Origin of the sequence: Comamonas sp. A23 (assembly GCF_004522605.1) — a bacterium.
Classification (GTDB): Bacteria; Pseudomonadota; Gammaproteobacteria; order Burkholderiales; family Burkholderiaceae_C; genus Comamonas; species Comamonas thiooxydans.
In genome coordinates this window covers 79,194-105,032 of the sequence record NZ_RSDT01000002.1, presented here as the reverse complement: position 1 = coordinate 105,032, position 25,839 = coordinate 79,194, and the positions used below count along the sequence as shown (strand labels likewise).

Here is a 25,839-nt window from a genome sequence, read left to right as displayed (position 1 = left end):
TGATGCAAGCCTGGGCTCGCGAGCTGGGATTTTCCCAAATCGGCGTGGCGGGCGTGGATTTGTCCTCGGCAGAACCCGGTTTGCTGCAATGGTTGGCGCAAGGGTTTCATGGCGAGATGCATTACATGCAGGCCCATGGTTTGAAACGAGCCCGGCCAGCGGAATTAGTTCCCGGCACGGTGAGCGTGATCACCGCGCGCATGGATTATCTGCCGCGCGAGACCGAGGGCGGCTGGCAGGCCGTGGAATGGGATCGGCTCAAGCGTCCGGAGGAGGGCGTTGTCTCCATCTACGCCAGAGGCCGTGACTATCACAAGGTGCTGCGCAACCGCCTGCAGAAACTGGCCGAGCGCATTGCACAGGAAATAGGCCCGTTCGGCCACCGTGCCTTTACCGACTCCGCGCCGGTGCTGGAGGCCGAGCTGGCCAGCCGCAGCGGCCAAGGCTGGCGCGGCAAGCACACCCTGGTGCTGAGCCGCGAGGCCGGATCGATGTTCTTTCTGGGTGAAATCTATGTGGACTTTGCACTCGAGCCCACAGCAGCAGTCACGGCGCACTGCGGCAGCTGCTCGTCCTGCATTGATGCCTGCCCCACGGGCGCCATCATCTCACCGCACAAGGTCGATGCGCGGCGCTGCATCTCCTATCTGACCATCGAACATGCGGGCAGCATTCCCGAGGAACTGCGGCCCTTGATGGCCAACCGCATCTATGGCTGCGATGACTGCCAGCTGGCCTGCCCCTGGAACAAGTTTGCCCATCCCAGCGTCTTGCCGGACTTCGACGCCCGCGCCGGATTGGCGGGCATTCAGCTGGTGCATTTCCTGGCCTGGGATGAAGCCACGTTTTTGCGCGTGACCGAGGGCAGCCCCATTCGCCGCATCGGACATGCGCGCTGGCTGCGCAATGTGGCCGTGGCCCTGGGCAATGCCTGGCGCGAAACCGGCAGGCCCGAACTCAGGGCCGCGCTGCAGAGCCGGGCCAATCATCCCGACCCCGTGGTGGCCGAGCATGTGGCCTGGGCGCTGGCGCAGCGCGCCTGATTTTTAGTGAAATTGGCCTCTATCGCTATCACGTAAGCGCAAGAAGCTATCAAATTCAAATGCCGATCAGCCAGAGCCCGAAGGGCAGGCTGAGCACGCCCAGCATCGTGGACAGCGACACCAGACTGGCCACAAACGAGCCCTCATAGCCCATGCGCACAGCCAGCACATAGCAGGACGAGGCAGTAGGTAGGCTGGAGAACGCCATCAACGCAATCGCCTGCGGCTGGTTGAGGTGGAACAGCTGAACCATGGCAAAGGCGATCAGCGGCTGTATGGCATGGCGTATCAGCAGCAACTCGCTGGCCAGCAGCTTGTTGCTGGCCAGTGCACTGAGCTTGAGGCCGGCGCCGGCGGCCATCAGGCCCAGTGCGATCGAGGCCGCACCGATGCGTGCCACGGGGGCTTCCAGCAAGGCCGGAATTTTCAGTCCGGCGGCATTGAACAGCAGGGCGCTGACGGTGGCGATGATCAGCGGATTGCGCAGCAGATGACCGACAAAATGCTGGTCGCTGCCACGCGTCATGGGCCAGACGGCGGCCACATTGAACAGCGGCACGGATACGCCGATCAGCACCGAGACATAGAGCAGTCCGTCAGGACCCGCCAAGCGCGAAACCAGTGCCAGCGCGATAAAGGAGTTGAAGCGAAACGCCACTTGCGCGGCTCCCGCATAGCTGCGTGCATCGATGCGCCTGCCCAGAAGAGGCAGGTGCGGAAGGCTGTAGGTCAGCGCAATGCCCAGCAGACCTCCCAACACACCGGCGGCCAGCAACTGACTGGCGTCGCCCCACTGGATCGGGTTGCGCGTGATGGAGTGAAACAGCAGCACCGGAAACAGCAGGTAGTAGACGAGCTGCTCCACGGCTTGCCAGATGCTGCGGTTGATGGGCGTGAAACGGCACAGCACATAGCCCAGCACGATGAGCGCGAAATCGGGAAAAAGCAGTTCTAGATAGTTCACGGCCTGTAAGCATAGGGCCGGTCATAGCTTTGCTGAGAGAAAGCTGTCGCCAAGTTTCTATGTAGTAGTACTTATTGCCGCCACCTGCACCCTTGTATTCAAGCTTGATGCAGTTCAAGGAAACGGCATGAATCTAGGGTAATTACTGAGAAATCAGGGCAAACAAGAATGTGTCGGGTTTTTTGCGGCACGTACCATCAGCCGTTAATTTCAGAACTCATAAGGAGACCCCTTCATGAATCGTCGTATGTGCGTGGGCCTGACAATGGCTCTGGCAACTGTAGGTTTCTCGACCGGTGTGTTGGCAGAGGCCAACTACCCCACCAAGCCCATCAAGCTGCTGGTGCCCTTTGCCGCAGGCGGCACGACCGACATCATTGCGCGTGTGATCGCCGAGCCGCTGAGCAAGGAACTGGGTCAGTCCGTGGTGGTGGACAACAAGGGCGGTGGCGGCGGCGTCATCGGTGCGCAGGAAACCGCGCGCCAGAAGCCCGACGGTTACAACCTGGGTATTTCCACCCTGTCGACCATGGCCACCAATCCGGCCATCAACCCCAAGACTCCCTACAACCCGCTGACGGACTTCACGCCCATCATCAATATTGCGGCCACGCCCAATGTGATCGCCGTGAACCCCAAGTTTCCCGGTGCGGCTAACTACAAGGCTTTCGAGGCCGAGCTCAAGGCCAATCCCGGCAAGTACTCCTATGGCTCGTCCGGTACGGGCGGTATCCAGCACATGCTGATGGAGCTGTACAAGTCGCTGACCGGCATCCAGATGACCCATGTGCCTTACCGCGGCGCGGGCCCGGCCCTGAACGACGCGGTTGCCGGCCAGATCCCGATGATTCTGGACAACCTGCCTTCGGCGCTGCCCTTCATCAAGGACAACCGCCTCAAGGCCATCGCCGTGGCAGCTCCCCAGCGTCTGGCCGTGCTGCCTGATGTGCCCACCTTCAAGGAAGTGGGTCTGCCCCAGGTCAATCGCATGGCTTCCTACGGCATTCTGGGCCCCAAGGGCATGGACAAGGCCATGGTCGACAAGATCAATGCCGCCGTGAAGAAGGTGTTGCAGGATCCCGCGGTCAAGAAGCGCATCGAAGACACCGGTTCGCTGGTGGTGGGCAACTCTCCTCAGGAATTCGCCAAGGAACTGAAGGAAGAGTTCGAAACCTACAAGCAGGTCGTGGCCAAGCAGAAGCTGACACTGGACTAAGCAGTTGATCTGCTGCCGATGCAGTAGCGGATACCGCAAGCCCGAATTGCCTTTGAGGCCATTCGGGCTTTGTTTTTATATGCCGGGGCCGGGACAGGGCGATGAGGTGGGCTGATTTCGGCCCTGAGCAGCCAATCGATACACAAAAACAAGGCCAGGTGAGGGTGAATAAGCCAAAGAAGCATCCATGTGCTCATTGTCCAAGGCGTTGAGCTCGATTTGTCGGGTGCTTTGCGTCAGATCCTTTATCCAGTCATCGGAGGTGTGCATGGCAAGTGAACAAAAGATCAAAGGACCCGCGTCCTACTTTCCTTCCATCGAGAAGAGCTATGGAAAGCCGGTCACGCACTGGCTCAAGATTCTCGATGAGCTGCGCGATAAAAAACATATGGAGCAGGTTGCACATCTCAAGCTCGAGCACGGCATCGGTCATGGACATGCGAACGCGCTTGTTGCATACCATAGGGAACAGCCCGGCGCTTGTTAGATGATTCAGGCCGATGCCGCTTCACTTGCGTGTCGTATGGCCATGCAGTGTATATGCCGAAAAACCGGGCTTCCATCCCTGTCTACCGTTCCGTTGAGTGCCAATCCAATATGGACTGCAAGCGCCTGATGCGGACTGAGTACCGCTGCCGCCTATATGGCATGAGGTTTCCATATCCATCCGAGCCATGAAATTCAAGAGGGTGCTGCGTGAAGCGTTAAGGTTCTGGCCATCGCGGATGGCGATTTCAGATGGGAAGCTCGTGGCTGGCGGTGGCGGTCTGTTTCCGCAGCTGTCCGGGCTGCTGGAGTTTGCACAAGCTCATGCCAAGGCGTGGAGCGAGGCGCATCAGCTGATGGTCTGGGGGCTTCTGTGCCTTGCACAAAGATGCGGTCACGAGCGTCAAAGCGGGCCAAGGCGGGATTACAAAATCGGATCTCGATATGAGGTATCTGCGCCAGAAGTACCAGGAGAGCCTGTTCGCCAGCGGCAGTCACTACCCGCGCCAGATGCTGCGTGCATATCGGCGCGAGCTGGAGAGCCGGTCGAGATCCAGGCAGTCTCTCAAGCCGGCTCACATCGGCAAGCTGTCGCTTGTGGCTCGGCTTCAACATTGAGTGCCCGTTTCTGGTCGGCCCAAGCGGCGGCTCATGGCCGTTTGCGCCACGGCAGGCGAAGTGGATGGGCTAAAGCTGGGTGAGCTCGACAGTGTCGTTGAGCCCAAGCGCCTCATCGAGGAGGCTTTGCAACGCTAAGGCCGCGACAGTACGATCCGCTAGGTGGTCGATGAAATAGAAACCGTCCGGCTCTATCGCGTAGCTGTAAGCCTCGCCCATCACTTCTGGATTGTTCGGGTTGGGCAACCTTCCAAGCAGCGCAGTGGGGTCGTAATTGCCTGGTACGACACATTTGATTTTGTACTCTCGTCCCATGTCTCCGAATCCGTCTTCAGTCTGATTTTGTCCGCCCTGAGCTTACTCCACGGCCAACTTCGAGCATGGATTGCCTCTGGCCCGCGATCTGACCAGTAGCGCCATATCGCATGGGTCCGCCGTCAAACACGCACTGCCTTCACCAGCGTGTACGCTAGCCCCATGTCCGATGCCCCCAAAAAAGCCCGCAAACCGCAGATTCCCGATGACTGGCCGCAGCCCTTGCCGCAGAGCCAGCATGCGCTCGATCAGTTCATCGATGCCCTCTTGCTGGAGGACGGGCTTTCGCGCAATACCCTGTCCGCTTACCGGCGTGACCTGACGGCGACTGCGCGCTGGCTGGCGCGGCTGCAGCCGCCCAAGGCGCTGGATGCTGCGCTGGAAGGCGATCTGCAGGGCTATTTCACGGCCCGTGTGGAGGGCACCAAGGCAACCTCCTCGAACCGTAGGCTGACGGTGTTGCGTCGCTATTTTCACTGGGCGCTGCGTGAAAAGCGCATCGCTGCCGACCCCACGGTGCGCATGCTGGCGGCCAAACAGCCGCCGCGCATGCCCAAGACCCTGACCCAGGAGCAGGTGGAGGCCCTGCTCGATGCGCCCGATGTGGACAGCCCGCTGGGCTTGCGCGATCGCGCCATGCTGGAGCTCATGTATGCCAGCGGTCTGCGCGTCAGCGAACTGGTGGGCGTGCGCATGCATGAACTGGACCTGCGCTCGGGCGTGCTGCGCGTGACGGGCAAGGGGCGCAAGGAGCGGCTGGTGCCGTTCGGCCAGGAGGCGCAGCACTGGCTGGAGCGCTATCTGCAGCAGGCGCGAGCGGCGATTCTGGGAGGGCAGCAGACCGAGGAGGTGTTTGTGACCCAGCGCGGTGCGGGCATGAGCCGCGTGATGTTCTGGGTCATCGTCAAGAAATGCGCGCAGATCGCGGGGATCAACTCGCCCCTCTCGCCGCATACGCTGCGCCATGCGTTTGCCACCCATTTGCTCAACCATGGCGCTGACCTTCGCGTGGTGCAGATGCTGCTGGGGCATGCCGATATCTCCACCACCACTATCTACACCCATGTGGCGCGTGAGCGGCTCAAGGCCCTGCACGCCGAGCATCACCCGCGCGGCTGAGCCGCTGCCTAGGCTGTCGCGCTGCCAAGCTGCAGGTGGTACAGCCCCCAGACGGCGGCAGGAAAGCGCTGCTTGACGGGCAACTGGCCGAGCTCCGGAATCTGATGGGCTGCAAAAATGGCCCAGAGCGGGCCCACGCCGCCCATGGCCAACGGCACGCCGTCCAGCTGGGTGGCGATCAGCATGCGCCAGCGCACGGCCTGGGCCAGCGGCATCTGGCTGCGATAGCCGTCTATGCCCTGCAAAGTCAGTTGCAGGCCGCGCGCCATGGCCTGGCCTACATCCACGCCGGCGGCTTGCAGCACCTGCTCCAGCAGCGGGCCTTGCAGGTTGTGTTCGGCTTCGTCGTATTCAAGCGTGGTCCTGAGCGTCTGCTGCTCCAGGCTGTTGAGCGCATCCATGCCGCAGGACCAAGCTGCATCGAACAGATAGCCATGGATGATCAGCATGCGGTCCGCCACGGCCTGCGGCTTGCCGCGATTGGCCTGCACGCCGGGGCCGCTGATGGTGAGCACTGCGGGTTGCAGGCCATCGAGCACACAGGTGCGGGAGGCCTTGCGTGTGGCCGCGGCGGGCAGAGCCATGGCGCCCAGTGCAGCGCCCGCAGCACCGCTTCGCAGCAAGATGGAGCGACGTGATAGAGGTTGTTTTTCTGCCATGGGGCGCTTTCTTTGTGGAGATTGCTGCAGTCTAGCGGCAAGCCTTGCGGGCGTCATTGCGACACGTCGATGAAGATGTTGGTCGGTTGGAGTTTTGGTCTATTTGAATGTTTGAAGTTTTATTTTGATGTTTTCTGTCCAATGAATTGACGAATCGTCGTCCAAATCAACCGGGGAATTCACTTTGGTCAAAAATGCAGGTCTTGATTTTTGGATTTCGAGTGATGACTAACTTTCTGCGTCGCAGCATGCTGACCTGTGCCCTGGCAGCCGTGCTGCCTGCCACCTTGTCCCTGAATGTCCAGGCGGCCGACAAAGCCGACGCGGCTGGCTGGCCCAGCCGTCCCATTCGTCTGGTGGTGTCCTACCCTGCCGGTGGTGTCAGCGATGTGGTGGCCCGTGCACTGGGTGAAAAGCTGTCGCAGTCGCTGGGTCAGTCGGTGGTGATCGACAACAAGGCCGGTGCGGGTGGCGCGATTGGCCTGGATCAGGTCGCCAAGTCCAACCCCGATGGCTATACGCTGGGCTTTTCGTCCATCAGCCCGCTGACGCTGAGCCCCCATCTGGGCAAGCCGCTGTTCGATCCGCACAAGGATATTGTTCCCGTGGTCAGCGTGATGTACTCGCCCGTGCTGCTGCTGGGAACGACTCGCTTGACTGCCAAGAGCTTTCCCGAGCTGATGACCCAGGCCAAGGCCCACCCTGGCGATGTGCGCTGGGCCACGGCCGGTCTGGCCTCGCTGGGCCACATCATGCTCGAGCAGATTGCCGATCAGGGCAAGGTTCAGATCACCCATGTGCCTTACAAGGGCGGTGGCCAGCAGCTCAATGACGGCCTGAGTGCACAGTTCGAGGTATTGTCCACGAATGCCGGCCCGGCAGTGATGCAGCACATCAAGGCCGGCAAGTTCAAGGCCCTGGCCGTGGGTGCTCCGGCGCGTCTGGACTCGCTGCCCCAGGTGCCCACGCTGGCCGAGCTGGGTTACAAGAACGCCAACACCACATCGGTCTTCGGCATCTTCGCTCCCGCCGGTGTGCCTGCCCCCGTGCTGGCTCGCCTGAATGCCGAGGTGAACAAGGCGCTGGCGCTGCCCGAGATCCGTCAGCGCCTGGAGGCCACGGACAATGTTCCTACCGGAGGCAAGGCAGCGGACTTTGCCAAGCAGATCGAAGCCGAGTCCAGGTCCAACGCCCAGATCATCAAGGCTGCAGGTATCCAGACCAATTGATCGGGACTTTCTTGAATGAAAAAGGGCTTGCGGTCACATCGGCCGCAAGCCCTTTTTCGTTGTGCGCAGCAAGCGCACTGACTGGTCGCGAAGCGGATTGGCTCAGATCACTTCACTGGCCAGGTTGTCGGCCCAGCTCAGCGCCTGCAGATGGGCCCAGTTGACCTGGTGGTTGGACAGCTGCAGCGCATTGGCGGCGCGGGCAAAAGCCGCTTCGTCGCCCGACTCGCAGGCGCGCGTCAGATCCAGGAAGGGCGCAAAAACGCCTTGGTTGTGTACCAGTGCGTCAACCACGGACTGGGGCAGGGCCACGGATTCAAGGGCCTTGGCCATGGGCTGGCTCAGCATCACATCGAGCAGCGAGAAAACGCCCACGACGAAGGCGTGGTCGCATTCCTCGGGCGGCAGCAGCTCGGCGGTCAGCAGCTCCATCAGGCGGCCGCGCACCACGGCCGTCTGGCCCACAGCCGGCGGTGTGCCGCCGGCGCGTGAGGTGGTCAGCAGCAGGGCCGCCCAGCGGAACAGCTTCTTGAGGCCCAGAATCATCACCGCATGGCGGAAGGAGGTGATCTCGCAGGACAGGCCGAAGCCCGAGCTGTTGATGAAGCGCAACAGGTTGAAGGACAGCGTGGGGTCCTTCTTGAGCAGCTCTTCGATCTCCTCCGTGCTGGCCTGCTGGCGCACCAGGTTGATGAGCTGGATGATGGTGGTCTGCGTGGGGCGGATGGTACGCGCCTGCACAAGCTGGGGCTGGGCGAACCAGTAGCCCTGGAACAGCTTCACGCCAAGGCTTCGCATATGCTCGAACTGCTCGGCCGTTTCGACCTTCTCGGCAACGATCTGGGCGCGTGTGTAGGTCTGGGCAAACTTCACCAGCTTTTCGGCATGCTCGATTCCGAAGCTCTGCATGTCCAGCTTGACGAAGGAGGCCATGGGCAGCCATGACGCATAGTTGCGGCGCAGCAGGTTCTGGTCGAAAGCCAGGCGAAAGCCACGCTGGCGCAGGGCCGCAAATGTGGGCAGGCAGGCTTCGATGTTTTCCTGCGTGGCATCGGCAGGCAGGGCCGGCACTTCCAGTACCACACGGTCGGGGTGAATCAGCTCCAGGTGGCCGCCGCTCAGGCTGTCATGGGTGCAGTTGATGAAAACCGTCTTTTTGCCCACCAGGGCCTCGGCACCGGCGTAGGACAGTGCATTGAACAGCAGCGCCGCATCGGATGCAGCAGTGTGTGCGTTATGTGCAACCGAGCGGTCAAACAGCTCGTAGCCATACACATCCCGTTTTTCATCGACGATTGCCTGACGCGCAATGCTGGCCATATTGGCCTCGTCCCTGTCTGCAACGGGGCTGGCGGTCGGTGAAGAGGAGTTGGTGTCAGAGGTATCCATGTCGGTTATCGCTTGGGTGTGGGGCAGAAGCGCTGTCAGTCGGACAGACACTCCGTCCATCTCAGAGCCTGCAGATGAGCGTGATTGATGTCCCCGTGCTCCAGCTCCAGGCTGCAGGCGCTGCGGTCGAATTGCTCCTGGTCATGACTCTCGCAGGCCTTGGTGAGCATCAGCAGCTCGCCCAGAATGCCTTCATGATGCAGCAGCGCGGCAGAGACCGATTCGGACACCGGAATCAGTGCCAGCGCTGCAGGCAAAGGCATGCCCAGCATGCGGTCCAGCATGGAGAACATGCCGCAGATAAAGGCCAGATCTGCGTCGGTGTCCGTCAGCGAGTGCTTGGCCAGCAGCTCCATCAGACGGCCGCGAATCACGGCGGTCTGGCCTACGGCCGGTGGGGGGCCGCCTTCGCGGGCAGCCGTCAGCAGCATGGCAGCCCAGCGAAACAGCTTGTTCAGGCCGAGCAGCATCACGGCCTGCTTGAAAGAGGTGATCTTGCGATGGGCGCCAAAGCTGGCCGAGTTGATGAGGCGCAGCAGGTTGAAGGCCAGGGCGGCGTCCTTTTTGAGAACTTCCTCGATCGCATCGGTGCTGGCCTGCTCGCGTACCAGCGTCAGCAACTGGATGATGCTTTGCTGCGTCGGGGTCAGAAGGCGGGTCTGCATCACCGTGGGACGGGCAAACCAGAAGCCCTGGAAAAGCTCTATGCCCAGGCGCTGGCCCAACTCATGCTGGTGGGCACTTTCGACTTTTTCGGCGATCAACTCGGCGCGGGTGTGGCGGTTGGCGAACTTGACCAGCACCGTAAGCTGGTCCGGTGCCAGCGTGGAGAGGTCTAGCTTGATGTAGTCGGCCAGCGGCAACCAGGCCGAATACACAGACTCCAGTACCGTGTGGTTGAAGGCCAGATGAAAGCCCTGGTCCTTGAGTGCCAGCAAGGTGGGCAGGCGGGCTGCCACCTCATGCACGGCGGCATGGCCCAGAGGAGGGATCTCCAGTACCACCTTGTCGGCCGGCAGCAGCTCCAGGTGCTCGCCGGTCAGGCCTTCGTGAGTGCAGTTCACGAACATGAGCTTGGTGCCGACCAGATCTTCCTCTCCAGCATGCGTGAGGGCCGCAAAGATCAGCGTCGCGTCTGAGGCCATGGTGTGGCCATAAGGCGAGCGCGAGCGGTTGAACAGCTCGTAACCAATGATTTGCTGCAACCCGTTGACGATGGGCTGGCGTGCAATCATGCCTTTGGACAGGTTGCGCGGCGAGGCGAATGCCTGGTCCTCTATGGTTTGTTCACTCATTGCTGCATGACGTCTGTGTGGGAAATGGTTGGCTGGGCCGGTTATTGTAAGAACGAGCCGATCATAGTGTCAGCTTCGTGCGTTCAGGCCGTTTGTGCCAACAACTTCGGCTCGCGGGCCTTGCTTGCCGGTGGTTCTTGATTCGAGTCAAGAAAAAATACCTAAATCTGTTGCAGCCAGGCGATCTCGGTCGCGGTGAAGCCTGCGGCGCGGCGTGCCTTCTCATTGAAGGGCGGGCGCAGGCGCGGCGCTTCATGGCGCTGTGTCAGCTCCAGGTACAACGACTCGGGGTCCAGGCCGTTTTTCTCGCACAGCCAGCGATACCAGTGGTTGCCTATGGCCACATGGCCCACTTCCTCGCGCAAGATGATGTCCAGAATGTCACAGGCCGCCAGCGCATCGGTCGCGTGGGTGTTGCGCAGCTTGTTCTGGATCTGCGGCGTGGCGTCCAGGCCGCGCGCCTCCAGCGTTCTGGGTACCAGGGCCATGCGGGCCACGATGTCGCCTGCCGTTTTCTCGCACATGGTCCACAGGCCCTGGTGGGCCGGATGGTCGCCATAGTCCTGACCATGATGCTGGCGCAGATGATCGCGTAGCAGGCGGAAATGCTTGGCTTCCTCTGCAGCCACCTGAAGCCAATCGTGGTAGTACTGCCCGGGCATGCCGTCAAAGCGCCAGATGGCGTCCAGTGCGAGGTTGATGGCATTGAACTCTATATGTGCAATGGCATGGATGAGCACGGCCCGGCCTTCCAGGGTGGCCGGCGAGCGGCGCGCCACGGCGGTGTGGTGCTTGAGCTCGGGCCGGGCCGGGCGACCGGGAAGCTCGGATTCGGGGATGCGCAGTGTCGGTGCTGTTTCTGCTATCGAATAGAGAGCTTTTTGTGCATGCAGATCAAGGGCTGCAGCAGCTTTTTTCTCAGGGTCTGCAAGACACAAGACCTCTAGCGCGCGATGACGTAACTCCATCCCTACAATTCTAGGTTCTATAAAGAAGCAACCCACAGGGAGACAAGCAGATGGCAATTTACGAACTCGACGGCGTTGCGCCGCAGATCGACGAAAGCGCCTGGGTGGCCGACAGCGCCGAGGTCATGGGCCGCGTCAAGCTGGACAAGGACGCCAGCGTCTGGTTTGGAACGGTCATCCGCGGGGATACCGAAAACATCAGCATCGGTGCGGGCTCCAACATTCAGGATGCCAGCGTGCTGCATGCCGATTTCGGCAAACCGCTGACGGTGGGTTGCAATGTGACGGTTGGCCACCAAGTAATGCTGCATGGCTGCACGATTGGCGATGGCTCGCTCATCGGCATCGGTGCAGTGGTGCTCAACGGCGCCAGGATAGGCAGGAACTGCCTTGTGGGCGCAGGTTCGCTGGTGACCGAGGGCAAGGAATTTCCCGACGGCTCCATGATCCTCGGCAGCCCCGCCAAGGTCGTGCGCGAGCTATCGCCCGAGCAGATCGAAGGTCTGCGCCAGAGCGCCAGGAACTATGTTGAAAATGCTCGCCGCTTCAAGCGCGGCTTGCGCAAGCTGGGCTGAGGGCCCTGCTTTTTACCGGAATCGATTAGCGTGTCTGAACTGCATAAATTCATTTTTGACGGCCTGCCCGTGCGTGGTGCCATTGTTCGCCTGACTGACTCCTGGCAGGAAATCCTGCAGCGCCGTGCCGGCAACAAGGATACCGGCGCCTATCCCGAGGCCGTCAGCACCTTGCTCGGCGAGATGACGGCGGCTGGCGTGCTGATGCAGTCCAATATCAAGTTCAATGGCGCGCTGGTATTCCAGGTCATGGGCGATGGCCCCGTCAAACTGGCTGTGGCCGAAGTGCAGTCGGACCTGAGCCTGCGTGCCACGGCATCGTTGGTGGGAGAGGCCAGTCTGCCCCTGCGCGGCCAGTTGGCCCCGCTGGCAGAATTGGTCAATGCCCATGGCGCGGGCCGCTGCGCCGTCACGCTGGACCCCAAGGACCGCCAGCCCGGCCAGAACCCCTATCAGGGCGTGGTGCCGCTCAACGATGGCGCTGGCGGTCGCTTCGAGCGTCTGTCGGATGCGCTGCAGTTCTACATGATGCAGTCCGAGCAACTCGACACCGTGATGGTGCTGGCTGCCAATGACCAGATCGCTGCCGGTCTGATGCTGCAGCGCATGCCTGTGAAGGGCGAGGCGAATCTGGCCGCGGCCACCGAAAGCGGGGAGGCCGAGCATGACGCCCAGGGCCTGAACGAGGAGTACAACCGCATTGCCACGCTGGCCTCCAGCCTGACGCAGCAAGAGCTGTTGACGCTGGATGTGGAGACCATTTTGCGGCGCCTGTTCTGGGAAGAGAAGCTGCTGCGCTTCGCTCCTCAGGCCGACGAGCAGGCCCCGCGTTTCGCCTGCACCTGCAGCCGTGACCGTGTGGCCGCCATGCTGACCTCGCTGGGCGAGGAAGAGGTGGATTCCATCGTGGCCGAGCGTGGCAAGATCGAGGTGGGCTGCGACTTCTGCGGCCAGCAATACCAGTTCGACGCCATCGATGCGGCGCGTCTGTTCACCGAAGTGCAAAAGCAGCCGCCCAGCTCCAGCTCGGTGCAGTAACTGAACAGTCTGCTCGCGGCTATGGAGCTCTGATGGCGGTGGAGACACCCTGCAAGAGCCCAGGCCGGGCAGCGCGGGTGTCTTCCAGCTCGGAAAAGACAGGGGGAGAAGGCACGAGGCGCCTCAGGGGGCGTTTTTCAAGGCCTCGAACAGTGCCAGCTCGCACTCGGGATCGCCGCATTGCTCGCAGGCTTTGCGGCGTATTTTCTGACTGGAACTCCATGGATTTTTGCTTGAAATCCAATCCCAGTCTGCGGCCGGTTCCATGAATTTCAGAGAGGCAGCCAGTTGCTGCCATTGGGCAGACGGTCTGCCGTACAGCATCACATAGCTCTGCGAGCGTGCTTCCAGCAGTGCGCGCCATTGGCCGATCTGCTGCGCGATGGCGGGATCCGGGTCGGCATCGCGCCAGTCCTGGCCCAGCACATAGACCAGGGCATCGGCCGGCCATTCATCGCCGCTCGCGGGGGCCAGGCATTGCCAGGGCGTGGCATGGCCCGCATCCAGACGGGCCTGCAGCAAGCCATGTGCCATGCCGCGCGCCAGTGCATGAGGCGCACCCAGCAGCACCAGCGTGGGCGCAGGAACAGCAAAGCCAGCGCGAGGCTGGCTTTGCTGCAGAGCGGGTGCCGGGTCAGCGCTTGGAAACCTGAATATAGATTTCATTGGGTTTGACCATGCCCAGCTCGTAACGGGCCTTTTCTTCCACGGTGGACAGGCCGTCCTTGAGGTCATTGACCTCGGATTGCAGCCTGTCGTTTTCCGATTTTTCTAGGGCGTTGGCCGCGTATTGATCCTTGATTTGCTGCTGCAGCTCGTGCACATAGGCCATGCTGCCATTGCCCAGCCAGAGCTGGGCATGAATGGCGGTCAGCAAGACCAGCAAAGTGACGCAGACGACGCGGTTGACCATAAAAAAACCTGGTGGAATCAAGGGTAAGCGCCCCAGCCGCAAAGCGGTTGCCGGGCACTTACTTCAGCTGCGCACTTTAGCGCAGGTTGTAGAAGGCAGCACGGCCGGGGTACTCGGCCACATCGCCCAGGTCTTCCTCGATGCGCAGCAGCTGGTTGTACTTGGCGATACGGTCGGAGCGGCTCATGGAGCCGGTCTTGATTTGACCAGCATTCAGGCCCACGGCGATGTCGGCAATGGTGCTGTCTTCGGTTTCGCCCGAACGGTGCGAGATCACGGCGGTGTAGCCGGCGCGCTTGGCCATTTCGATGGCGGCGAAGGTCTCGGTCAGGGTGCCGATCTGGTTGATCTTGATCAGGATCGAGTTGGCGATGCGCTTTTCGATGCCTTCCTTGAGGATCTTGGTGTTGGTCACGAACAGGTCGTCACCCACCAGCTGAACCTTGGCGCCCAGGCGCTCGGTCAGGATCTTCCAGCCATCCCAGTCGCCTTCGTGCATGCCGTCTTCGATGGAGATGATGGGGTACTTGTCGCACCAGCCGGCCAGCATGTCGGTCCACTGCGTCGAAGTCAGTGTCATATTGCCTTCGCCGGCCAGCACGTACATGCCGTCCTTGTAGAACTCGGAAGCTGCGCAGTCCAGGCCCAGGGCGATCTGCTCGCCGGGCTTGTAGCCGGCCTTTTCGATGGCTTCGATGATCAGCTGGATCGCGGCTTCGTGGTTTTCCACGGAAGGTGCGAAACCGCCTTCGTCGCCCACGGCGGTGGACATGCCATTGTGGTGGATGATGGCCTTCAGTGCGTGGAAGACTTCGGCGCCCCAGCGCACGGCTTCACGGAAGGTGGGGGCACCCACGGGGATGATCATGAACTCCTGCAGGTCCAGCGAGTTGTTCGCGTGGGCGCCGCCGTTGATCACGTTCATCATGGGGACAGGCAGCTGCACGCCGCCCATGCCGCCGAAGTAGCGGTACAGGGGCAGGCCGGCTTCTTCGGCTGCTGCGCGGGCCACGGCCATGGAGACGGCCAGCATGGCGTTGGCGCCCAGGCGGCTCTTGTTGTCGGTGCCGTCCAGGTCGATCAGGGTCTTGTCCAGGAAAGCCTGCTCGGAAGCGTCCAGGCCCAGCACGGCTTCGGAGATTTCGGTGTTGATGTGCTCAACAGCCTTCAGGACACCCTTGCCCAGGTAACGGCTCTTGTCGCCATCACGCAGTTCAATGGCTTCGCGCGAGCCGGTGGATGCGCCCGAGGGCACGGCGGCACGGCCCATCACGCCGGATTCCAGCAGCACGTCGCACTCAACGGTGGGATTGCCGCGGCTGTCCAGCACTTCGCGGCCTACGATGTCAACAATGGCACTCATTGCATTTCCTTTGGGTTTCTGAAATCGGTACGTGCAGGCTGACTTCTTTCATGAAATCACGCCCAAGCGCTTGTGCATAAAGCGCAAGCTGCTATCAAAATTGTGAAGCCGACTCTTCTCCACATGCTGCGCGCGCGCCATGCACGCGACGAGTATGGAAGAGGCTGAGGCGGCTATTGTGCACAAATTTGGTGGGCCGCTTTTGCCTTGACGTGTTGCAGCCGTCGAATTTCTTGCGCAAGACGTTTCTGTGCAAGCATTCGGACACAAAAGCGGATACAAAAAAGGCATGACGCCACGCTTCATCGTGTCGGTCATGCCGGGGTGCATCATCGGTTCAGACGCCGGTGCCCGCCTTGGGGCGGCCGGGGCGTATGGACATGCAGGCCTGCAGCAAGGCCGTCATGTCGCTGCTGATGCGCTGTGTATGCATGCTCAGGCCTGGAAATGGTCTTCCAGGAAGCCGTTGCGCTTGGTCACATCGTCCAGCGCCACCAGTGTCTCCAGCAGTGCCTTCATGTGCTTGAGCGGCACGGCATTGGGGCCGTCCGACAGGGCGTTGCAGGGATCGGGATGGGTTTCCATGAACAGACCTGCCACGCCCACGGCCACGGCCGCACGCGAGAGCACGGGCACCATCTCGCGCATGCCGCCGCTGGATGTGCCGTTGCCGCCGGGCAACTGCACGCTGTGGGTGGCGTCGAACACGACAGGGGCGCCGGTCTCGCGCATGATGGCCAGCGAGCGCATGTCGCTGACCAGGTTGTTGTAGCCAAAGCTGGCGCCGCGTTCGCAGGCCGTGAAGCTGTCCGCGGGCAGGCCCGCTTCCACAGCCGCAGCACGGGCCTTGTCGATGACATTCTTCATGTCATGCGGGGCCAGGAACTGGCCCTTTTTGATGTTCACGGGCTTGCCCGACTGGGCCACGGCGCGGATGAAGTCCGTCTGGCGGCACAGGAAGGCGGGGGTCTGCAGCATGTCGACGACAGACGCCACGTAAGGCACTTCGGCCTCGGTGTGCACATCGGTGAGGATGGGCACGTTCAATTCCTTCTTCACCTTGGCAAGGATCTCCAGGCCTTTTTCCATGCCGGGGCCGCGAAAGCTGGTGCCCGAGGAGCGGTTGGCCTTGTCGAAGCTGCTCTTGAAGATGAAGTGAATGCCCAGCGAGGAAGTGATTTCCTTGAGTTGCCCGGCCACGTCCATCTGCAGCTGTTCGGATTCGACCACGCAAGGGCCGGCGATCAGAAAGAAGCGCTTGTCCAGACCAATATCAAAGCCGCAGAGTTTCATGGTGGGTTCCTTTTTGCACGCCGCGCATGCTTCAAAAACTGAAGCGGCCAGCGCTCTACATTGAATGGTTTCAACATCATTTGATGCTGAGGTCATTGCATTTCAAGCGCTGGCAGCTCCTATTTGAGGATTGATTCCGAAGGAAGGGAATCAGGCCTTCTTGCCCGGCTGGGCCTTGTTGTCCATGGCCGCCTTGATGAAGGCGTTGAACAGCGGGTGACCATCCCAGGGGGTGGACTTGAACTCGGGGTGGAATTGCACACCGATGTACCAGGGGTGAACCTTGGCGGGCAGCTCGACGATTTCGGTCAGCTGTTCGCGCTGGGTCAGGGCCGAGATCACCAGACCGGCTTCGCGCAGCTGGTCCAGATACTGGGTGTTGGCTTCATAGCGGTGGCGGTGACGCTCGGTCACCACGTCGCCGTAAATGCTGTGCGCCAGCGTGCCCTTTTGCACATCGGAAGACTGTGCGCCCAGACGCATGGTGCCGCCCAGGTCGGAGTTCTCGTCACGGGTCTTGATCGTGCCGTCCGCATCCTTCCACTCGGTGATCAGGGCGATCACGGGGTTGGGGGTGGCGGGGTCGAACTCGGTGGAGTTGGCGCCTGCCAGGCCGGCCACATGACGGGCGTACTCGATGGTGGCGACTTGCATGCCCAGGCAGATGCCCAGGTAGGGCACCTTGTTTTCGCGGGCGAAACGGGCCGTGGAGATCTTGCCTTCCACACCGCGCGAGCCGAAGCCGCCGGGCACCAGAATGCCGTCGTAATCCTTGAGCAGCTTGGTGGCATCCGCGTCGTGGATGGTTTCCGAGTCCACATGGGTGATCTTCACGCGCACATGGTTGCGCATGCCGGCGTGCTTGAGCGCTTCGTTGACCGACTTGTAGGCGTCGGACAGCTCCACGTACTTGCCCACCATGGCAATCTTGACTTCGCCCTGGGGATGCTCGGTCTCATAGACCAGATCGTCCCAGCGCTTGAGATTGGTGGGAGGCGTGTTCAGGCGCAGCTTGTCGCAGATCAGGCCGTCCAGACCCTGCTCGTGCAGCATGCGCGGCACCTTGTAGATGGTGTCCACGTCCCACATGGAGATCACACCCCACTCGGGCACATTGGTGAAGAGGGAAATCTTGCTCTTTTCCTCTTCGGGCACCTGGTGCTTGGCGCGGCACAGCAGCGCATCGGGCTGGATGCCGATTTCGCGCAGCTTCTGCACGGTGTGCTGGGTGGGCTTGGTCTTGAGCTCGCCGGCCGTCTCGATGAATGGCAGGTAGGTCAGGTGCACAAAGGCGGAGTTGTTGGGGCCGAGCTTGAGCGCCAGCTGACGCGCAGCTTCCAGGAAGGGCAGGGACTCGATGTCGCCCACGGTGCCGCCGACCTCGCAGATGGCCACATCCACTTCGTGGTCGGTGCCAAGGCCCGCGCCGCGCTTGATGTATTCCTGGATCTCGTTGGTGACATGGGGGATGACCTGCACGGTCTTGCCCAGATAGTCGCCACGGCGTTCCTTTTCCAGCACGGACTGATAGATGCGGCCCGTGGTGAAGTTGTTGCTCTGACGCATGCGCGTTTCGATGAAACGCTCATAGTGTCCCAGGTCCAGATCGGTCTCGGCTCCGTCATCGGTCACGAACACTTCGCCGTGCTGGAAGGGCGACATGGTGCCCGGGTCCACGTTGATATAGGGATCGAGCTTGATGAGGGTGACTTTGAGACCGCGCGATTCCAAAATCGCAGCAAGGGAGGCTGAGGCGATTCCCTTACCTAGGGAAGACACCACACCGCCGGTGACGAAGACGAACTTGGTCATGTCTTTTTTTGGTGGTGGTAAAACAGGATTATAGGTTCGCCACGAATTTCGGCGTGGCGTACAGGGATGCTTGTGCGGCAGCAAAGCCGCTCAGGTCTGATAAATTGCGCAGCATGAATGACGTGTTCGCAGGCAAACATCTGGTGCTGGGTCTCTCCGGAGGCGTGGCTTGTTACAAATCGGCCATGCTGTGCCGCTTGCTGGTCCAGGCCGGTGCCACGGTGCAAGTGGTCATGACGGCGGCGGCCGAGCAGTTCATGACGGCCGTCACCATGCAGGCGCTTTCTGGGCGCGCAGTCTACACCTCCCAGTGGGATGTGCGCGAACCCAACAACATGCCCCACATCAATCTGAGCCGTGAGGCCGATGCCATCCTCATCGCACCCTGCAGCGCGGACTTCATCGCGCGCCTGGTGCAGGGCCGCTCGGACGAGCTGCTCAGCCTGATGTGCCTGGCCCGCCCCATGGAGAGCGTGCCCCTGCTGCTGGCCCCGGCCATGAACCGCGAGATGTGGGCCCACCCCGCGACCCAGCGCAATCTGGCCCAGGTGCAAGCCGACGGTGCCCAGGTGCTGGGCGTGGGCAACGGCAGTCAGGCCTGCGGCGAGACCGGCGACGGCCGCATGCTCGAGCCCGAGGAAATCATGGAGGAGCTGGCGGCGCACTTCACGGCCAAGAGCCTGCAGGGCCAGCATCTGCTGGTGACGGCCGGCCCGACCTTCGAGGCGATCGATCCGGTACGCGGCATCACCAATCTTTCGAGCGGCAAGATGGGCTTCGCGATTGCCCGTGCGGCGCGCGAGGCCGGCGCCCAGGTCACGCTGGTGGCAGGGCCCGTGCATCTGCCAACGCCGCGCGGAGTGACCCGCGTCGACGTGCAGTCGGCGCGCCAGATGCAGACTGCCGTGCAGTCCCTGGTGGCGGGGGCCTCGATCTTCATTGCCACGGCCGCCGTTGCCGACTGGCGTCCGGCCGAGTTTTCTGATCAGAAGATCAAGAAGGATGGCTCGGGCGATGTGCCGGCCATGGACTTTGTCGAGAACCCCGACATTCTCGCCGGCGTGGCCCAGTCCGATCAGGCCCGGTCCGGCAAGCTGTATTGCGTGGGTTTTGCGGCTGAAAGCCATGATCTGCTCAAGCACGCCAGCGCCAAGCGGCTGCGCAAGAGCGTGCCGTTGCTGGTCGGCAATATCGGTCCCGCAACCTTTGGCAAGGACGACAATGCACTGCTGCTGATCGACGATCAGGGCTCCAAGGAGCTGCCCCATGCCAGCAAGGACGTGCTGGCGCGCCAGCTGGTCGATGAAATTGCGCAGCGCCTGAGCGCCAAGCATCCCTGACCCGTGATCCCAGGAGCCCGAACATGAATCCCTCCAGCTATGAAGGCCCGCGCAATGGCGACTATGTGGCTTATGTGGATCAGCTGATGCGAGCCAGTCCCGAGTACCGCCGCACGCTGCGCAGCATCGACGGAGCAATTCAGACCGCGGTCGTCACGCCCGGCTCCCAGGCCGCCTCGCCCATGTCCCAACTGCGCAACACCTTGCAGAAGGCGCGCGACATGGCCGAGCAGGCGCAGCAGGTGCCGGGAGCGCGAACCACGGCGGCTGCTCAACCGGCCCCGCGCACGGCTGCTGCACGGCGCCCCAATACGGCCGTGACCAAGCAGGAGGCGCAGCAGCGCTTCAGGGCCATGGAGCGCGAGATCGAGGGGCAGAAGGCTCAGAACGGTCGCAAGCCCTGGGTGTCTCCGGGCTCGCTGGCGCTGATCGTGGGCGGGGTGATCCTCTCCCAGTTCATCCAGGGCTTTGGCGTGCTGCTCGCACTCATGGGCCTGATGTCGCTGGTGGGCGGCGTGCTCAAGCGCCTGCAAGGCCGCTGACAGGCGTCAAGCGCCGACGCCTGCCCGGCAGCGGGCACAATGGCGCCCTTCAGGAAAGCTGCTGGCCGCTGCCATGCAGCTGCCGCAATGGATGCAAGGCCCGGTTCACGGGCCTTGTTTCAAGACAGACAAGACTAGCCAGATCCTTATGAATGTTGATGTAAAGATTCTCGATGCGCGCCTGCGCGACAACCTGCCCGCCTATGCCACCCCCGGCAGCGCCGGACTGGACCTGCGCGCCTGCATCGACGCGCCCGTGACCCTGGAGCCCGGCCAGTGGCAGCTGATTCCCACCGGCATGGCCATGCACCTCAAGGATCCCCATTACGCGGCGCTCATCCTGCCGCGCTCGGGCATGGGCCACAAGCACGGCATCGTGCTGGGCAACCTGGTCGGCCTGATCGACTCCGACTACCAGGGCCAGCTCATGGTCAGCGCCTGGAACCGTTCGCAGACCGCCTTCACGCTGCAGCCCATGGACCGTCTGGCCCAACTGGTCATCGTGCCCGTGGTGCAGGCACAGTTCAATCTGGTGGATGACTTTGCCGACGCCAGCGAGCGCGGCGAAGGCGGCTACGGCTCCACCGGCAAGCACTGAGTCTCTGGACTCGCCCGCATCTCGCGCAACATGAGCCGCCAGACCCGCAGCCGCTCTGCCTCCTGGACCAAGGTGCAGCTGGGGCGCGACCAGCACATGCGGCGACGGCTGCAAAAACGCCACTGGCTGCGTCTGCATGCCGCTCTGACCGGCGGCCTGAGTCTGGCTGCCATGTCCCTGATCAGTCTGTGTCTGCTGCATGCCGGTGTGCATAGCATGGGGCTGCGCTATGGGCTGGCGCTGGCCTGCGGCTATCTGCTTTATCTGCTGCTGGTGCGTCTGTGGGCGGGCTGCATGCTGCGCCGCGACTGGGACGGGGGCGAGCTGCCCTCCGATGGTCCCGGCTTGGGCGGCAAGTCGGGCAGTGCCGACGCTGCGGGCTTTGAAAGCGGGCAGGGAGGCTCCTACGGCGGCGGCGGTGCCGGCGGCCACTGGGACGATGGCGCAGTCGTGCCTGATATCGTGCCTGCGTCATCCGGCCTGGAGCTGCCCGATGTCGATGTGTCGGGGCTGGACGGACTCGATGAAGGCGCCGTGGTGCTCGTGCCGGTGCTGCTGGTTTTTGCGGCCCTGCTGATCGCGGTCACGGGCATGGGCTCGCTGGTGTGGCTGGTGTTTGGTGCCGATCTGTTCCTGACCGTGGCGGTAGAGGTGGCGTTTGCGCTGCTGATGACCCGAACCCTGTATGTGGTGGAGCGCGAAGGCTGGTTGCTGGCGGCGCTGCGCATCAGCTGGAAGCCCGTGCTGGGCGCCCTGGTCGCGGCCGTGGTGCTGGGGCTGCTCGCCGACTGGCTGTTTCCCCAGGCCGATACCCTCGCACAGGTGCTGCGCAGTCTTTGATCGTCCTCAGTCCTGGTGCCTGGCGCCGGGCAGTTGCAGCTGCATGCGCAGCCCGCCCAGCGGCGACGGCAGAGCCTGGATGCTGCCGCCATAGGTCTGAACCAGATCACGCACGATATCCAGGCCCAGGCCGGCGCCGGGACGCTGTTCGTCCAGCCGCTCGCCGCGCGCAAAGATGCGCTCGCGCAACTCGGGTGCAATGCCCGGGCCGTCGTCGTCTATGCACAGCGTCAGTTGCTGGCTGTCATCGGCTATAGGCTGCACCTTCAGCACGACCTTCGACCTGGCCCATTTGCCGGCGTTGTCCAGCAGATTGCCCAGCATCTCCATCAGGTCCTGGGAGTCGCCCTTGAAGTCCCATTGGGTGGCATCCCCCTGCAGCTCGAAGCGTATGCAGCGCGCCGCATGCAGCTTGTCCATGGTGTGGACCAGGGAGTGCAGCGGTCCGGCCAGCGCGGTGCGCAGGCCATGGCCTTGCTGCGCCGCTGCTGCGGCGGCGCGGGCGCGGGCCAGGTGATATTCGACCTGGCGGCTGGCACTGGCGACCTGCTCGCGCACCAGGGTCGCGAGCGGGCTGTCCTGCTGCGCGGCCGCGTTGCCCATGATGCTCAGCGGAGTGTTGACTGCGTGAGCCAGATTGCCAGCCTGGGTGCGGGCTCGCTCCACCATCTCGGCATTCATGCGCAGCACATGGTTGAACTCCTGAACCAGGGGCATGATTTCGGCCGGGTGCTCGCCCCTGATTTCAGAAGCTTCGCCCTGGCTCACGGCGGCCAGCTGACGGCGCAGGGCGGCCAGCGGAGCCAGTGCCAGCTGCAGCTGCACGACCACGGCGGCGATCAGCCCCGCAGCCAGCATGCACAGCGCGGCCACCAGCATCTTGGTAAAGCGCTGCAGCGGCGTGGCCAGCATGGCCGCGTCGGCGGCAATCATCAGGCGCAGCGGCGGGGCATCGGCCTCGGGTAGCTGTACGGTACGCGTCACGATCACCAGGGTGTTGCCATTGCCGTCCGACATATGGCCATAGCTGGCGGGAGCGTGCAGGGGCAGGGTGGGCTCCCAGACCTTGTCGGCCTTGAAGAAAGGCCAGTCCAGGGTTTGGTCCCAGAGCGAACGGGAACGCTGGATGCCGGCCTGAACCGTCTGTTTGCCGGCCGCATCGAGCTGGTCCACCTGCCAGTACATGCCCGACAGCGGCTGCTGCAGCAAGGGGTCGCCGGAGAAGGGCGAGACCGTGACCGGGACGGTCTGCTCCGGCTGGTAGTTGACGGCGCCGCTGAGCCGGTCGAGCTTGGCCACCAACTGGCTGCGCAGCTGCTGGGTCAGGTGCTCGGCAAACAGCGTGCGCAGGCCCCAGCCGGTGAGCAGCAGTGCTGCCAGCACCCAGATCAGGGCACCCGCCAGCAGTCGCAGGCGCAGCGAGTTCTTCCAGGAGCCCGCACTCAGCGGTGGCTGCTGTTGGGCCATGGGGGAGGTCAGAGTGTGCTCGGACATAGGCTTTATTCTTGGTTGGATGGCGCGGCCAGGCGATAGCCCAGGCCGCGCACGGTTTCGATCGAGCCGGCGGGTAGTTTTTTCCGCAGGCGCCCGACAAATACCTCGATAGTGTTGGAGTCGCGGTCGCTGTCCTGCGGATAGATATGCTCGGACAGCTCGGTGCGTGAGACCACGGCGCCCATGCGCTGCATCAGCAGGGCCAGCACCTTGAATTCATGGCTGGTCAGCGTCAGCGCCTGACCTTCGACGGTGACGCGCGCCTGGCGCGAATCCAGGGTGATGGAGCCGCATTGCCACAGTGCGCTGGCATGCGGGCTCAGGCGCCGCAGCAGGGCGCGCAGGCGCGCCAGCAGCTCTTCCATGTGGAAGGGTTTGGCCAGATAGTCGTCGGCTCCGGCATCCATGCCCGCGACTTTTTCATGCCAGGCGGCTCTGGCGGTGAGGATCAGCACCGGCATGGAGCGGCCCTGCGTACGCCAGGCGCGCAGCACGCTGAGCCCGTCGCGCACGGGCAGGCCCAGGTCCAGCACCGCAGCGTCAAAGCTCTCGACCTCGCCCAGGTATTGCGCCGTCTCGCCATCGGCGGCCGTCTCCACGGTGTGGCCGGCCTGCAGCAGGGCCTGATGCAGCTGCTCGCGCAGCGTGGGTTCGTCTTCAATCAGCAAAATTCGCATGCTCTGCAGCCTTCCTGAGTGCCGGGGTTCACTTCTTGCGCTTCATGCTGATCAGCTTGCCGTTGCTGGCATCGATCTCCAGCTTGACCACCTTGCCGTCGTTTTGCAGCAGCCGGATCTCGTAGACAAAGCGGCCGTCCTCGCGGTCGAACTCCACCTTGATGACCTGGCCCTGGTATTGCTGCTCGACCTGATCCAGAACGGTGCGCAGCGGCAGCACCTGGCCCTGGCGCAGGGCCTGACGGGCAAGCTCGTGGTCGTTGTCGCCGGCATCCGAGGTGGCGGGCCACAGGCTCAGCGCGGCAAAGCCTGCCGTTGCCAGCAGCATGGCCAGCACGGCATGAAGGGCGCGCCGGCGTGGGCGGTGCGCAGATTGCGGGTCATTCGAGGCGTTGAGAAAAGACATGGCGAGAGGGCTGGAGTTGGAGGTGATGAGGTCTGGTAGCGGTCTGCAGCCAAGGTTATAGGCCTGCATCGATGAACGGAAGCTGAATGGCGGCTTCAGAAACGGTTCAGCCTGACTTGCGAACAATCGGCACCAACCCGCTGCGCAGTGCTTGTGCACTGGCGGGCCGTGTTTTGTCCCTTTCTTCGACCCAGCGACTGCAGGAGTTTTCATGTCCCATCTTCCCAGCCCGGCTTTTTCCATGTCCTCAGGCCCCCTGTCCGTATTCCGCTCCCTGCGGCGTCGCAGCGGCACGGTCTTGCTCGCAGGCGCGGCGCTGCTGTCGGCCGGCACTTGCCTGGCCGCAGAAAACTCCCTGGCGGATCGTGCCTCGGCCTCGGTGGCCGCCGTGCGCGGCATGGCGCTCGGGCCGGCCCTGTCCATCCGCGATGTCTGCGACCGGCTGGAGAAGGCCGGCTATCGCGAATTCCAGGAAGTGGAATGGGACGACGGCCTCTACAAGGTCAAGGCCACGGCCAGCGATGGACGCTTTGTGAAGCTCTATGTCGACGGCCGTAGCGGCGAAGTGCTGCGCGTACGCACCAAGGGCTAGGATTGGCTCCGGATTCGATAGCTATCAGCGCCCTGCCGTTGTGGATTCCATGACGGTTTGCAGAGCAAAGAAGCCAGGTATTGGGCAAGGCGCTATGGTTTGAAGAGTTGTAAACGGCTGCGCTTTACTCGAAGTATTGTGAGCAAATGTGAAAGCTGTCGTCCTGGCGAGCCTGTGCCGCGTTGCAATGGAAAGGCAGACCGTGCAAGGTTTGCAGAGCAACTCATAACAGGGACTGCGGCGCATGGAATGTGCATGCGCCAATCAGGAGATTTCCATGCAAATCAATCAACGCTGGGGCCGCTTGGCCATGGTGAGCGCAATCGTTGCGGCTCTGTCGGCCTGCGCGGCCTATCCCCAGGGGGGCTACCAGAGCGGCGGCTACCAGGGAGGTTACTCCCAGGGTGCATATTCGGGTACAGGCTACCCAGGCAGCACACAGGCCTACCCCGTGGGCAACAACCAGGTCCAGACCTATCCCGCCAATAACTGCGGCTACAACAACCCCAACTGTTACTCGCAGCAGCCTCAGCAATACGCCCAGCAGGGCCGTGTGATGAATATCGAGACCGTGCGCGTACAAGACGGCAGCGGCATTGGCGCCGGCGGCGCGATTGCCGGTGGCGTGATCGGCGGTGTGTTGGGCAACCAGGTGGGCAAGGGCTCGGGCCGTACACTGGCGACCATCGCCGGTGTGGCTGCAGGCGCTTTCGCCGGCAACGCCGTGCAAAACAACATGGGCGGCGGCAGCGTGCGCGATATTTACCGCGTCACCGTGCAACTGCAGGACGGCAGCGTGCGCGCTCTGGACTACCAGCAGCCTCCGCAGCTGAGCATCGGCGAATATGTGCGCGTGGAAGGCAACCAGATCTTCCGCCGCTGAGCAGACAGGCGCACATAACAAAAGGGACTCTGAGGAGTCCCTTTTTACTTCACCAGTCAAGAGCAGTACAGCCTTAAAAACTGGCGTGTTCTCAAGCCAGAGATAGCAAGCAAGAGCCTAGGCGGCCCCGCCGCCCCGCAGCGAAGCCGTCGTCTCCCTGAGGGGGAAGGCG

28 protein-coding genes are annotated in these 25,839 nt (G+C 62.5%); 14 read left to right on the top strand and 14 right to left on the bottom strand.

What is annotated here, in order from left to right; genetic code table 11:
* Positions 1–2 precede the first annotated feature (2 nt).
* Positions 3–1,043 (top strand): tRNA epoxyqueuosine(34) reductase QueG, encoded by a 1,041-nt coding sequence (gene queG / locus EIC84_RS04930; RefSeq protein WP_034361846.1) that lies wholly within the window; start codon positions 3–5, stop codon positions 1,041–1,043.
* Positions 1,044–1,098: 55 nt separating this feature from the next.
* On the opposite strand, the gene EIC84_RS04925 is transcribed toward queG, so the two are convergent.
* Positions 1,099–2,007 carry an AEC family transporter gene (locus tag EIC84_RS04925; RefSeq protein ID WP_003064473.1) on the bottom strand — a complete coding sequence of 303 codons (909 nt, stop codon included), beginning with the start codon at positions 2,005–2,007 and terminating at the stop codon, positions 1,099–1,101.
* 235 nt (positions 2,008–2,242) lie between these two features.
* Here EIC84_RS04925 and EIC84_RS04920 point away from each other — a divergent pair, with 235 nt between their 5' ends.
* The 3 genes from EIC84_RS04920 (at position 2,243) to EIC84_RS26300 (ending at position 4,327) form a co-directional block, all read left to right on the top strand.
* Complete coding sequence (locus EIC84_RS04920) at positions 2,243–3,223, top strand: tripartite tricarboxylate transporter substrate binding protein BugE (RefSeq protein WP_034359925.1); 981 nt, start codon at positions 2,243–2,245, stop codon at positions 3,221–3,223.
* 268 nt (positions 3,224–3,491) lie between these two features.
* Positions 3,492–3,710: a DUF4287 domain-containing protein gene (locus EIC84_RS04915; RefSeq protein ID WP_080554123.1), complete on the top strand. Its 219-nt coding sequence runs from the start codon at positions 3,492–3,494 to the stop codon at positions 3,708–3,710.
* A 443-nt stretch (positions 3,711–4,153) separates the two neighbouring features.
* Complete coding sequence (locus EIC84_RS26300; RefSeq protein WP_240701972.1) at positions 4,154–4,327, top strand: hypothetical protein; 174 nt, start codon at positions 4,154–4,156, stop codon at positions 4,325–4,327.
* Between the two features lie 69 nt (positions 4,328–4,396).
* On the opposite strand, the gene EIC84_RS04905 is transcribed toward EIC84_RS26300, so the two are convergent.
* Positions 4,397–4,642 carry a hypothetical protein gene (locus EIC84_RS04905; protein WP_003064482.1) on the bottom strand — a complete coding sequence of 82 codons (246 nt, stop codon included), beginning with the start codon at positions 4,640–4,642 and terminating at the stop codon, positions 4,397–4,399.
* Between the two features lie 162 nt (positions 4,643–4,804).
* On the opposite strand from EIC84_RS04905, the gene xerD reads away from it, so the two are divergent.
* On the top strand, positions 4,805–5,761 hold the full coding sequence (gene xerD / locus EIC84_RS04900; RefSeq protein ID WP_003064484.1) for a site-specific tyrosine recombinase XerD: 957 nt from the start codon (positions 4,805–4,807) through the stop codon (positions 5,759–5,761).
* 8 nt (positions 5,762–5,769) lie between these two features.
* Here the strand turns inward: xerD and EIC84_RS04895 are convergent, their stop codons facing one another.
* The gene (locus tag EIC84_RS04895; RefSeq protein WP_003064486.1) at positions 5,770–6,420 is read right to left on the bottom strand and encodes a twin-arginine translocation pathway signal; all 651 of its coding nucleotides are present in this window, start codon (positions 6,418–6,420) and stop codon (positions 5,770–5,772) included.
* Positions 6,421–6,644: 224 nt separating this feature from the next.
* On the opposite strand from EIC84_RS04895, the gene EIC84_RS04890 reads away from it, so the two are divergent.
* The gene (locus tag EIC84_RS04890) at positions 6,645–7,649 is read left to right on the top strand and encodes a tripartite tricarboxylate transporter substrate binding protein (protein WP_003064488.1); all 1,005 of its coding nucleotides are present in this window, start codon (positions 6,645–6,647) and stop codon (positions 7,647–7,649) included.
* 102 nt (positions 7,650–7,751) lie between these two features.
* Here EIC84_RS04890 and EIC84_RS04885 read toward each other — a convergent pair whose 3' ends face one another.
* From EIC84_RS04885 to EIC84_RS04875, 3 genes are all read right to left on the bottom strand, one after another.
* Positions 7,752–9,038: an EAL and HDOD domain-containing protein gene (locus EIC84_RS04885; RefSeq protein ID WP_003064490.1), complete on the bottom strand. Its 1,287-nt coding sequence runs from the start codon at positions 9,036–9,038 to the stop codon at positions 7,752–7,754.
* 35 nt (positions 9,039–9,073) lie between these two features.
* Positions 9,074–10,333, bottom strand: a complete 1,260-nt coding sequence (locus EIC84_RS04880) for an EAL and HDOD domain-containing protein (RefSeq protein WP_003064492.1) — start codon at positions 10,331–10,333, stop codon at positions 9,074–9,076.
* A 161-nt stretch (positions 10,334–10,494) separates the two neighbouring features.
* Entirely contained in the window at positions 10,495–11,301 is an 807-nt protein-coding gene (locus EIC84_RS04875) for a ferritin-like domain-containing protein (protein ID WP_034361850.1), read from the bottom strand.
* 50 nt (positions 11,302–11,351) lie between these two features.
* Between EIC84_RS04875 and EIC84_RS04870 the strand changes: the two genes are divergently transcribed.
* Both EIC84_RS04870 and EIC84_RS04865 read left to right on the top strand, forming a co-directional pair.
* Positions 11,352–11,876, top strand: coding sequence for a gamma carbonic anhydrase family protein (locus EIC84_RS04870; protein ID WP_003064497.1), 525 nt, complete (start codon positions 11,352–11,354; stop codon positions 11,874–11,876).
* A 30-nt stretch (positions 11,877–11,906) separates the two neighbouring features.
* Complete coding sequence (locus EIC84_RS04865; RefSeq protein WP_003064499.1) at positions 11,907–12,914, top strand: Hsp33 family molecular chaperone HslO; 1,008 nt, start codon at positions 11,907–11,909, stop codon at positions 12,912–12,914.
* Positions 12,915–13,037: 123 nt separating this feature from the next.
* Here EIC84_RS04865 and EIC84_RS04860 read toward each other — a convergent pair whose 3' ends face one another.
* The 5 genes from EIC84_RS04860 to EIC84_RS04840 all read right to left on the bottom strand — a co-directional run bounded on the left by EIC84_RS04860 (position 13,038) and on the right by EIC84_RS04840 (position 18,295).
* Positions 13,038–13,580, bottom strand: a complete 543-nt coding sequence (locus EIC84_RS04860; protein WP_003064501.1) for a hypothetical protein — start codon at positions 13,578–13,580, stop codon at positions 13,038–13,040.
* On the bottom strand, positions 13,549–13,827 hold the full coding sequence (locus tag EIC84_RS04855; RefSeq protein WP_003064503.1) for a septum formation initiator family protein: 279 nt from the start codon (positions 13,825–13,827) through the stop codon (positions 13,549–13,551). Before EIC84_RS04855 ends, EIC84_RS04860 begins: the two co-directional genes overlap by 32 nt.
* Before the next feature lie 76 nt (positions 13,828–13,903).
* Positions 13,904–15,190: a phosphopyruvate hydratase gene (eno, locus tag EIC84_RS04850; protein WP_003057720.1), complete on the bottom strand. Its 1,287-nt coding sequence runs from the start codon at positions 15,188–15,190 to the stop codon at positions 13,904–13,906.
* 435 nt (positions 15,191–15,625) lie between these two features.
* Complete coding sequence (kdsA, locus tag EIC84_RS04845; RefSeq protein ID WP_003057718.1) at positions 15,626–16,483, bottom strand: 3-deoxy-8-phosphooctulonate synthase; 858 nt, start codon at positions 16,481–16,483, stop codon at positions 15,626–15,628.
* A gap of 150 nt (positions 16,484–16,633) precedes the next feature.
* Entirely contained in the window at positions 16,634–18,295 is a 1,662-nt protein-coding gene (locus EIC84_RS04840; RefSeq protein ID WP_003064508.1) for a CTP synthase, read from the bottom strand.
* A 113-nt stretch (positions 18,296–18,408) separates the two neighbouring features.
* Here EIC84_RS04840 and coaBC point away from each other — a divergent pair, with 113 nt between their 5' ends.
* The 4 genes from coaBC to EIC84_RS04820 all read left to right on the top strand — a co-directional run bounded on the left by coaBC (position 18,409) and on the right by EIC84_RS04820 (position 21,615).
* Positions 18,409–19,635 carry a bifunctional phosphopantothenoylcysteine decarboxylase/phosphopantothenate--cysteine ligase CoaBC gene (gene coaBC, locus EIC84_RS04835; protein ID WP_034361852.1) on the top strand — a complete coding sequence of 409 codons (1,227 nt, stop codon included), beginning with the start codon at positions 18,409–18,411 and terminating at the stop codon, positions 19,633–19,635.
* Between the two features lie 23 nt (positions 19,636–19,658).
* A complete protein-coding gene (locus tag EIC84_RS04830; protein ID WP_003064511.1) occupies positions 19,659–20,177 on the top strand; it encodes a hypothetical protein in 519 nt (172 codons plus the stop codon).
* 148 nt (positions 20,178–20,325) lie between these two features.
* Positions 20,326–20,775 carry a dUTP diphosphatase gene (gene dut / locus EIC84_RS04825; protein WP_003064513.1) on the top strand — a complete coding sequence of 150 codons (450 nt, stop codon included), beginning with the start codon at positions 20,326–20,328 and terminating at the stop codon, positions 20,773–20,775.
* A 30-nt stretch (positions 20,776–20,805) separates the two neighbouring features.
* Entirely contained in the window at positions 20,806–21,615 is an 810-nt protein-coding gene (locus EIC84_RS04820) for a hypothetical protein (RefSeq protein ID WP_003064515.1), read from the top strand.
* Between the two features lie 6 nt (positions 21,616–21,621).
* On the opposite strand, the gene EIC84_RS04815 is transcribed toward EIC84_RS04820, so the two are convergent.
* From EIC84_RS04815 to EIC84_RS04805, 3 genes are read right to left on the bottom strand one after another with little or no spacing between them, the layout of a single operon-like run.
* Entirely contained in the window at positions 21,622–23,109 is a 1,488-nt protein-coding gene (locus EIC84_RS04815; protein ID WP_003064516.1) for a sensor histidine kinase, read from the bottom strand.
* A 5-nt stretch (positions 23,110–23,114) separates the two neighbouring features.
* Positions 23,115–23,786, bottom strand: a complete 672-nt coding sequence (locus tag EIC84_RS04810; RefSeq protein ID WP_003064519.1) for a response regulator transcription factor — start codon at positions 23,784–23,786, stop codon at positions 23,115–23,117.
* 28 nt (positions 23,787–23,814) lie between these two features.
* Entirely contained in the window at positions 23,815–24,123 is a 309-nt protein-coding gene (locus tag EIC84_RS04805) for a PepSY domain-containing protein (protein ID WP_012837366.1), read from the bottom strand.
* A gap of 280 nt (positions 24,124–24,403) precedes the next feature.
* On the opposite strand from EIC84_RS04805, the gene EIC84_RS04800 reads away from it, so the two are divergent.
* Entirely contained in the window at positions 24,404–24,784 is a 381-nt protein-coding gene (locus tag EIC84_RS04800) for a PepSY domain-containing protein (protein WP_003064525.1), read from the top strand.
* 277 nt (positions 24,785–25,061) lie between these two features.
* Positions 25,062–25,667: a glycine zipper 2TM domain-containing protein gene (locus EIC84_RS04795; protein ID WP_003064528.1), complete on the top strand. Its 606-nt coding sequence runs from the start codon at positions 25,062–25,064 to the stop codon at positions 25,665–25,667.
* Positions 25,668–25,839 lie beyond the last annotated feature (172 nt).